Below are 9,535 nucleotides of genomic sequence, written 5' to 3'. Positions count from 1 at the left end.
ACGACATCCTCGTCACCGACAACGGCAACGAAAACCTCTCCACCACCCTCCCCCGCACACCCGACCAGGTCGAAACCTGGATGGCGACGCTGCGAGGCTGACCGACCGGGCCGACCGCCCGTGGCCGTTCACCCGGCCGCGGGCGCTCTGCTGCCCGGCCGCCACCGGGCCACGACACCGAACGGCCGACCGCACCCACCGGGAGCGGTCGGCCGTACTCGATCCGGATCAGGCCGGTCAGAGCCGGTCAGAGCAGGCCAGAGCAGGTCAGAGCAGGTCGAGCAGCCGCAGGTCCGCGACGCACTTGCCGATGAACTCCGGCGAGAGCGACGGCACGAGGCCGCTGCCGACACCGAGGTCGCCGACCGCCGCGGTGAACCGGGTGGCCGGGGTCGCGGAGCCCGCCCGCGGCTCGCCCGGCTTCGCGTACGCCGCCAGCAACGGCAGCAGCGACAGCCGGCGTTGGTGGTCGGGCAGGCCCCGCAGCGCCGCCTCGAAGCGCATGTGCCACTCCCGGTGGTCGTCGAACCGGGTGATCGGATGCCCCGCGTCGATCAGCCAGTCCACGATCTCGTCCAGCGAGACGCCGTCGTCGTTCGCGTTGACGGTGTTGTACGTGACGTACCCGTCGGCGTTCCGGGCGCTGAGCGAGGCGATCGCCTCGGCGGTGAAGTCGACCGGCAGGCCGCTGTAGTGGGCCCGCCGCCGGTTGCCGTCCTGGTCGAGCCGGTAGAAGGAGCGCGGCGCCATGCCCGTCGCGAGGACGCTGACGATCAGCCGGGTGAACCGGTCGGGCAGGTTCAGTTGGCCGGGCAGGCGGCTGTGGGCCAGGATCATGTCGGGCCGGAACACCGTGACCGGCAGGCCGGTGCGCTCGTGCGCCTCCCGCAGCAGGACCTCACCGGCCCACTTGCTGGTGGCGTAGCCGTTCGCGTCGGACTCGTTCAACTGCCGGGCCGGGGCTGCCGTGCGGATGTCGACCGCCTCGTCGAGGAGCGTCCCGTCGGGCTGCATCGCGGCGGCGATGGTCGAGACGTAGGCGAACCGCTTCGGCCGGCCGGTGAGCGCCAGCCCGATCAGCTCCGCCGTCGCACCGACGTTCGGTGCGAACAGCCGGCTGTACGGCAGCACGTGGTTGACCATGGCCGCGGCGTGCACGATCCGGTCGGTCTCGGCGGCCAGGCGCTCCCAGGTCTCGTCGTCGAGGCCGAGCTTCGGCGCCGCCACGTCCGCGGCCAGGACGTCGAGGTGCTTCACCGCGACGGCGTCGAACCAGTCGGTCCGGTCCCCGGCCGCGGCGCGCAGGCACTCGACCACCCGCTGCCGGGCGGCCGCGTCGTCGGCGGCCCGGGCGAGGCAGGTCAGCCGGCCGCCCGTCCCGGCGACGCGCTGGAGCCATTCGATCGCCAGGAACCGCCCGAGGTATCCGGTCGGCCCGGTGAGCAGGACGTGCTCGGCGGGAGCGGTGCCGTCCGGGGCCGGGGCCGGCCGCTCGGGACGCCTCCCGTCGAAGCCCTGCCCCGCCAGGAAGTGATCGAGCGTCAGGTCGCTCGCCCGGGCCTCGGCCGCGTCGCGGCCGTGCACCGAGGCGAACGTGGCACGGGGCGTCTGCGGCCCGCGCGCCGAGCCGAGGTGGTCCGCGATGCGGGCCAGCGTCGAGGTGGGGCTGAGGATGGCCTGGACCGGGACCTCGACGTCGAAGACCTGCTCCAGGACCGTCGAGAACGTGTGCGCCGACAGGGAGTCGCCGCCCAGGTCGGTGAAGTTGGCCTCCGGGCGGACCAGCGAGGAGGGGTAGCCCAGGGTGATCTGGACCGCGGTGAGGACCGCCTCCAGCGGTGCGACGTCCTGGCCCTCGGCCCGCAGCGCGGCGAACTGGCCGGCCCGGCCGGTCGCGATGTCCGCGTACTGCTGCTCCAGCCGGGCGCCGTAGTGCTCCTTGAGGACGGGGCGCAGGAGCTTGCCCACTCCCGAGAGCAGCCCGTTCTCGATCGTGAACGGCTGCCGCTCGACGAGCACGTCGTGCGGGACCTCGTACGGGTAGAGGCCCGCTTCGTGGGCGAGTTCCCGCATCGAGTCGAGGACGGCCGCCCGTACCGCGGCATCGTCGGCCTGCCCCAGGCGGTCCTGGTCGGGGACCACCACCGCCAGCAGGAACGCCTGCTCGCTGCTGCCGTAGACGTAGATCTGCGCGATGTACGGGCTGGTCGAGTACAGCGACTCCAGCCGGGAGACCGCGACGAACTCGCCCTGCGAGAGCTTCACGACGTTGTTGATCCGGTCGACGTAGACCAGCCGGTCGGGCGCCAGCTCGGCGACCACGTCGCCCGTCCGGTAGTAGCCGTCCTCGTCGAAGGCGCGCGCGGTGGCCTCCGGCTGCTTGTAGTACCCGGGGACCAACCCGGCCGACTTCAGGCGCAGTTCGCCCCGGGGGTGCGGTTTGTCGGTCGCGAAGTAGCCGAGCTCCGGCACGTCGACGAGCCGGTAGTCGAGGACCGGGGGCCGGCGCACCTGCTGGTCGACCACGACGGCCCGGGTGGTCTCCGTCGACCCGTAGCAGTCGGTGATCTTCACGCCGAGGATCGAGGCCATGAAGGTGTGCATCGGCGCCGACAGCGGCGCGCTGCCGCACAGGGCACTGATGATCCGTCCGCCGAGCATGCCGTCCCGCACCTGGACGCGGGCGACGGTCTCCGCCTCCGGGCGGGCGGCGCCGGTGCGGCCGAGGCGGTCGGCCTCCAGGAGGTAGCGCTGGTACACCATGTCGCAGATTCTCGGCACCAGGCTCAGCACCGTGGGCCGGGACAGGCGGATGTCGTCGAACAGCGTCGACATGTCGCCGCGGGCCGCGAAGAACCCGATGCCGCCGGAGGCGAGTCCGGAGATCAGCCAGGAACGGCCGTTGACGTGACTCATCGGCATGTAGTGCAGGACGATCGTCGGCACCGGCAGGTCGCCGGCCCTGGCCATGCCGGCGCCGGCCTTCTGCCACATTCCGGTGAGCATGGCGGCGGTGTAGATCGCGCCCTTGGGCGTGCCGGTGCTCCCGGAGGTGTAGATCAGGCCGCCCAGCCGGTCCGGGTCGCCGTCGCACGGTGGCACGGCCGACAGCCGGCCGCCGCGGTCCAGCTCCTCCGGCAGTGACGCCACCGAGGCCCGCCCGCCCAGCTTGTCGACGGCGTGCCGCAGGGCGTCGCGGTGGTCGTCCACGCGCGGGTCGTAGTCGAAGACGACCAGGCGCTCGATGGAGTCGGACGCCAGGACGGTGTCGACCGCGGCGCCGATCGAGCCGATGTCGGCGGCGAGCAGCCGCGGCTCCGTCTCGGCGACGACCGGGGCCAGCCGCACCGCGGACGATCCGGTGGCCAGCGGCACCGGCACCGCCCCCAGGTACATGCAGGCCAGGTCGATGGTGGCGTAGTCGACGCTGGTGAAGCCCAGCACCCCGACGAAGTCGCCGGCGCGCAGGTCGCCGCCGGCCGGGTCGGCCCAGGCGGTGGCGAGCCGGCCGACCCGCTGCCACAGCTCGCCGTAGGTCACGGTCTCGAAGGCGGGGAGGAGTTCGAGGTGGTGGCGGCCGGTGGCCGGGTCCTGGACGAGCCGCTCGGCCCGGCGGCCGAGGGCCGGCCGGTCCGCGTAGCCGTTCATGGCGGCCGCGATGGTGCCGACGAGGCCGCCGTCGGCGCCCAGGACGGCTGCGGCGACCTCCGAGGACGGGACCGCTCGGGCGAATTCGGGATCGTTCGCGTGCAGTGCCGCGGCCAGGGAGGCTATGTCGCGATCCGGCTGATGCTCAGACATGAGTGCTCCGGTTGTGAGGAGTCCGATGAACCGATGCCGCGGAGGCCGTGCGTCCGCGGGACCGCGCCCCGCCGGGAGAGAGAGCGGGGCCGTGCTCGCGTCGGGACGGTCCGCTAGGCCGGGCCCGCGGGCAGCCGTCGGGCGCCGAGGCCGACGGCCAGCGCCATCAGCAGGTAGATGACGACGGCCGCGAACGCCGGTGCGGCGATGCCGTTCCCGGACTGCAGACCGCCGAGCAGCGCGACGCCGATCATGGTGCCCGTCGACCGGCCCGCCGACAGCATCCCGCTGGCGATCGCCGAGCGGTGCGCCGGGGCCGTCGCCATGACCAGGGTGATCTGGGGCACCGTCGCCAGGCCGAAGCCGAGCCCGATGAAGAGCAGCCCGATGCCGGTGCCGACCGGCGCGTCTCCGCCGATGAAGGTCAGCAACAGCCCGCCGACCAGGGTCAGCAGGACCGAGATGCCCAGGACCCGGGGGGCACCGAGCCGGGCGTGGACGCGTCCGGCGACCAGGGGCATGAAGGTGATCGGCAGGGCGGAGGGCAGGAAGCACAGTCCGGTGGTGACCGGATCGTACCCGCGCACCTGCTGGAGGAACACGCTGATGGAGAACACCAGTCCGTAGTAGCCGGCGAAGAGCAGCAGGCCCGCCGCGACGAAGTTGCGGAACCCCGGGGCCCGGAACAGGTCGCCCGGGATCATGGGGAACGCGTACCGGCGCTGCCTGACCACGAAGGCGGCGAACGCGACGACGGCCACCGCCGCCGCCACCACGGGCAGCGGTCGGGTCCACCCCAGCTCCCGTCCCTCGGTCAGGGTCAGCGCGACGCCGCCGAGGAGGACGATGACGAGGAACTGGCCGAGCGTGTCCTGGGGCTCCTTGCGCGCGGCCCGTTCGCCCGGGGGCATGTGACGCGCCGAGAGCCACAGGATGATCAGGACGACCGGCACGTTGACCAGGAAGATGCTCCGCCATCCCACCGCCGCGACCAGGGCGCCGCCGAGGATGGGGCCGAACGCCACCGGACTTCCGGCGGCCATCGCCCAGACCGAGACGGCCTTGGCGCGGTCGTCCGGGTCCCGGTAGGTGTCGGTGAGCATCACCAGGGTGGCGGGTGTGAGGAGCACGCCCCCGAGTCCCTGCAACGCCCGTGCGACGACGAGCGCGGCGCCGTCGGGTGCCAGCCCGCACAGCACGGACGTCACGCCGAACACGGCGACGCCGAGACGGAACATCGGCACCGCGCCGAACCGCCCGACCAGCGCGGCCCCGGCCAGCACCAGGCTGGCCATGATGATCACGTACGCGTCGACGACGAGCTGCATCGTCGCCAGGCTGGCGTGCAGGCCGGCCCGGATCTCCGGGATCGCGACGTTCACGATGCTGATGTCGATGACGATCATCCCGGTCGCCAGGCTGGCCGCCGTCAGAACGCGGCGCGGTCTCAGGGGTGTACTCGCCACGTCCGGCGCGTCGTTGTCGAGACTGGTCGAGTTGGCCATGAGGGTGCCATTTCACGTGAGCGGTGAATTCATGCCGGTCGTGTCGCGAAATCCTATCCCCGACGAAACCCGTGGCGTCAACCACGGGAGGTGCCGATCTGGTCCGAATGCGCCGAATTGGTCCGATTCCAGGGTCAGGTCTAGAAGATCCTCTGCTTCCCCGCGGAGCCGGGCCCTCCGTACTGTCGGAGCACCGAGAACAGCGAGAGGCGGCAGCATGGGAGCACGAAGAACTGCGTCACCACTGCCTTTCCCGGAGCGGAACCGCGGAATTCTGCAGCGCCCGTCGTCGATGCCGTTCCAGCGCTATGCGCGGAACGAGCCGACACCGACGGCGGGTTGGCTTCGACGATGGCCGGACCAGGCGCTCGATCGGGCTCCGGTATGGGCTTCGGTCGACCTCCGGGACGGAAATCAGGCGCTGGCCGAGCCGATGGACCCGCGCCGTAAGAAGCGGATGTTCGAGTTGCTCGTCGCGACGGGTTTCAAGGACATCGAAATCGGATATCCGGCGGCCAGCACCGACGATTTCGACTTCGTCCGGGAATTGGTCACCAAGGACGGAATTCCGGACGACGTGACGGTTTCGGTATTCACGCCGGCCCGTCCGGAACTCATCGAGCGGACCTTCGAGGCGATTCACGGGGCCGAACGCGCGACGGTGCACCTGTGCCACGCGACGGCCTGCCTGTGGCGCGAGGTCGTGTTCGGCATGTCGCGGGACGAGGTCCGGCAGATGGCCGTCGACGGCGCGGAGCACATGGTGCGCCTGGCGGAGCGGACCCCCGGGACGGACATCCGGTTCGAGTACTCGCCGGAGACGTTCAACCTGACCGAGCCGGAGTTCGTGCTGGAGGTCGCGGACCTGGTCACGAAGATCGTCGGCGCCTCGCCCGACCGGCCGTTGGTGCTGAACCTCCCGACCACCGTGGAGACCCACTCGCCCAACGTCTTCGCCGACCAGGTCGAGTGGATGCACCGCAACCTCGACCGGCGCGAGTCGATCATCCTGTCGGTGCACCCGCACAACGACCGGGGCACCGCCGTCGCGTCGGCCGAGCTGGCGCTGATGGCCGGGGCCGACCGGGTCGAGGGCACACTCTTCGGCAACGGCGAACGCACCGGCAACGTCTGCCTGGTGACGCTCGCGCTCAACCTCTTCAGCCAGGGCGTCGACCCCCAGCTGGAGATCTCCGACATCGACACCGTCCGCGAGATCGTCGAGGACTGCAACCGCCTGCCGGTGCACCCGCGGCACCCCTACGTCGGAGACCTGGTGTACACCGCCTTCTCCGGCACCCACCAGGACGCCATCGCCAAGGGCCTGGCCGCGCTCGCCACCCAGGCCGGGCGCGAGGGCCGGGAGGTCGGGGAACTGCCCTGGCAGGTCCCGTACCTGCCGATCGACCCGAAGGACGTCGGTCGCGACTACCAGGCGATCATCCGGGTGAACAGCCAGTCGGGCAAGGGCGGCATCGCCTACGTGCTGAAGGCCGGTTGGGGCGTCGACCTGCCGACGGAGCTGCGCCGGGACTTCGCGACCGTGGTCCAGAACACCGCGGACACCCTGGGGCGCGAACTGGAGCCGACCGAGATCTGGCAGCTGCTCCAGGACACCTACCGCCTCGACGACTCGCTCGCGTCGCCCTCCGCGGCCGACGAGCACGAGGTCGTCGCGCAGCACACCGCGGCGCACGGGGTGAAGTTCACCCAGGTCGTGGTCACCACCGCGGCGCCCGCGGCCGGCGAACCGACGGCCTGCTTCGCCGCGCTGGACGCGGACGGGCGGACGGTCTGGGGGATCGGCCTGGCGGCCACGGCCGCCGACGCGGCGCACCGGGCGGCCCGGTCCGCCCTGCACCGGGCCGGCATCGAAGGCCGGACCGACACCGAAGATCGCGCCGACACCGAAGGAGGACAGCAGTGAGGGCGAACTCTTACGTCGAAGTGGCCCCCGGGGTCTTCCGGGAGGACGGCGGCCTGTACTACGAGGACTTCGTCCCCGGCGAGGTCGTCGAGCACCGCCCGGGCCGGACGATCACCATGAGCGACAACGTGTGGAGCTCCCTGCTCTGCCTCAACCAGCACCCGCTGCACATCGACGCGGTGTACGCCGAGAAGACCGAGTTCGGCCGGCTGCTGGTGTCGAGCCTGGTCACCTTCGGGATCGTCAACGGCATGACGGTGGGCACCATCAGCGCGAAGGGCACCGCCAACCTCGGCTGGGACAAGGTGCGCCTGACCGCCCCGGTGTTCGTCGGCGACACGCTCTACGCGCAGACCCGGATCGTCTCCAAGCGGGAGTCCGCCAAGCGGCCCGGCGAGGGGATCGTGACCGTCCACAGCTCCGGCCAGAACCAGGACGGCGTGACAGTGATCGAATTCGAACGGACGATTCTCGTCCCCCGGCAGGAGGCGGACCGATGATCCCGGTCATCACGCTGGCACCCGAGCTCGCGCAGGCGGGCAACGACGACGCCGAACGCAAGGTCGCCGACGAGATCTCCGAGGCCTGCCGGCACACCGGGTTCTTCGTCGTGCGCGGCCACGGGATCGCCCCCGAGGTCTTCGACGACGCCTACGAAGCGTCGCTGCGCTTCTTCGGGCGCCCGCTGGACGCCAAGCGCGAGCTCCCGATGCGGACCAGCACCGCGCGCGGCGACAACGACTACAGCCCGTACGGATACAGCGCCCTGCTGTCCGAGAACGCGTTCGCGTACACCGGCAAGCAGGGCATGCCGTCGGACTACGTCGAGAAGTTCAGCGCCGGGCGACTGATCCTGGACGACGACGAGGACCTTCCCTTCCCCGCCGACGAGGAGGGCGCCCGGCTGCGCGCGGCGCTCAAGCGCTACTTCGCGGCCTGCGAGAGCGTCTCGGGCCGGATCGCCGAGCTGCTGGCGCTGACCCTGGACCTGCCGCGCGACTTCTTCGCCACCCGCACGGACACCTCGAACGACTCGCTCCGGTCGCACCTCTACCCGGGCGTCGCCCCGGAGTTCCTCAACGACCAGGGCATGGGGGAGCACACCGACGGCACGCTGATCACGCTGCTCACCCAGGACGGCCCCGGCCTGCAGCTGCGGGACCTCGCCGGCCGCTGGCTGGACGTCGAGGTCCCGGAGCGCGACAGCTTCATCGTCAACATCGGTGACCTGATGGCCCGTTGGTCGAACGACGAGTACGTCTCGACGCCGCACCGGGTCCGGCTCGCCGACCGGCGGCGGCAGTCCATCGTGTTCTTCAAGCTGGCCAACGACGACACCGTCATCGAGTGCTTCCCGAAGTTCACGGCGGACCGCCCCGCGAAGTACGAGCCGATCCGCTACGAGGACTTCTCGCTCCAGAAGATGAACCTGCTGTTCGGAAGGGAGAGTGCGCAGTGAAGTCCTACGCGAGCCTGCTGTACACCCCGGCGCTGCTGCTGGCCTCGGTGGCCAAGCCGGGCAAGGTCCAGGCGGACATGCTGGTCCTGGACCTGGAGGACTCCACCCACCCGGCCAAGAAGGCCGAGGCCCGCGCGATGCTGGCCGCGGCGGACCTGACGCAGGCGGGCCTGCCCGCCCTCGGCATGCGGGTGAACAGCATCGCGACGCCCGACGGCCTGGAGGACCTGCGGATGCTGATCGCGCTGGACGCCGTGATCGGCGGCGTCCCGCTCGACGTGATCTTCATCCCCAAGATCGCCGGCCCCGGCGACGTGGCGATCTACCGGGCCCTGCTGTCGGGCACCTCGAAGCCGCCGCAGATCTGCAGCTTCATCGAGACCCTGGACTCGGTCGAGAACGCCTTCGCCATCGCCGAGGTGAGCGACGGCCTCTGCTTCGGCCAGGCCGACCTGACGGCCGAGATGTACGCCGAGAACGAGACCTACCTCGACTACGCGCGGGCCCGGCTCTGTGTCGCGGCGTCCCGGCACCGGATCCCCGCCATCGACACCAACTCGTTCGAGCTGCACGACCTCGACGTGGTCTCGGCCGCGTGCCGGGCGGCCCGGGACGCCGGCTTCACCGGCAAGGCGGCCATCCACCCCCGCCAGGTCGACCCGATCGCCGAGGCGTTCACGGTCGGACCGGAGAAGCTCGCCGAGTACCGGCGGGTCGTCGAGGACTACGACTCCACGCCGTACGGCTTCGCGGTCGAGAAGGACCGCGTGCTGGCCCCGCCCTTCGTGCTGCAGGCCCGGCGCATGCTCCAGCTCCACGCGGCCGACACCGCCGCCTCCTGAC

The 9,535-nt window shown here is 71.4% G+C and carries 6 protein-coding genes; 4 read left to right on the top strand and 2 right to left on the bottom strand.

Annotated elements, in window-relative coordinates; all coding sequences use genetic code 11:
* Window positions 1-267 precede the first annotated feature (267 nt).
* A complete protein-coding gene (gene car, locus ACIOJE_RS05155; RefSeq protein WP_400773391.1) occupies window positions 268-3,801 on the bottom strand; it encodes a carboxylic acid reductase in 3,534 nt (1,177 codons plus the stop codon).
* A gap of 113 nt (window positions 3,802-3,914) precedes the next feature.
* Window positions 3,915-5,306: an MFS transporter gene (locus ACIOJE_RS05150; protein ID WP_400773389.1), complete on the bottom strand. Its 1,392-nt coding sequence runs from the start codon at window positions 5,304-5,306 to the stop codon at window positions 3,915-3,917.
* Between the two features lie 292 nt (window positions 5,307-5,598).
* On the opposite strand from ACIOJE_RS05150, the gene ACIOJE_RS05145 reads away from it, so the two are divergent.
* The 4 genes from ACIOJE_RS05145 to ACIOJE_RS05130 are packed head-to-tail and all read left to right on the top strand — an operon-like array spanning window position 5,599 to window position 9,534.
* The gene (locus tag ACIOJE_RS05145) at window positions 5,599-7,233 is read left to right on the top strand and encodes a 2-isopropylmalate synthase (protein ID WP_400773386.1); all 1,635 of its coding nucleotides are present in this window, start codon (window positions 5,599-5,601) and stop codon (window positions 7,231-7,233) included.
* Window positions 7,230-7,733 carry a MaoC family dehydratase gene (locus tag ACIOJE_RS05140; protein WP_280682716.1) on the top strand — a complete coding sequence of 168 codons (504 nt, stop codon included), beginning with the start codon at window positions 7,230-7,232 and terminating at the stop codon, window positions 7,731-7,733. The genes ACIOJE_RS05145 and ACIOJE_RS05140 overlap by 4 nt, the downstream gene beginning before the upstream one ends.
* The gene (locus ACIOJE_RS05135) at window positions 7,730-8,692 is read left to right on the top strand and encodes an isopenicillin N synthase family oxygenase (RefSeq protein ID WP_280682714.1); all 963 of its coding nucleotides are present in this window, start codon (window positions 7,730-7,732) and stop codon (window positions 8,690-8,692) included. Before ACIOJE_RS05140 ends, ACIOJE_RS05135 begins: the two co-directional genes overlap by 4 nt.
* Complete coding sequence (locus tag ACIOJE_RS05130) at window positions 8,689-9,534, top strand: CoA ester lyase (protein WP_280682713.1); 846 nt, start codon at window positions 8,689-8,691, stop codon at window positions 9,532-9,534. Before ACIOJE_RS05135 ends, ACIOJE_RS05130 begins: the two co-directional genes overlap by 4 nt.
* The last annotated feature ends 1 nt before the right edge of the window (window position 9,535 follow it).

Source organism: Kitasatospora sp. NPDC087861 (assembly GCF_044742585.1).
Lineage (GTDB): Bacteria > Actinomycetota > Actinomycetes > Streptomycetales > Streptomycetaceae > Kitasatospora.
Note: the sequence above shows the minus strand (reverse complement) of the source record. Positions and strands in the feature narration are given on the sequence as shown.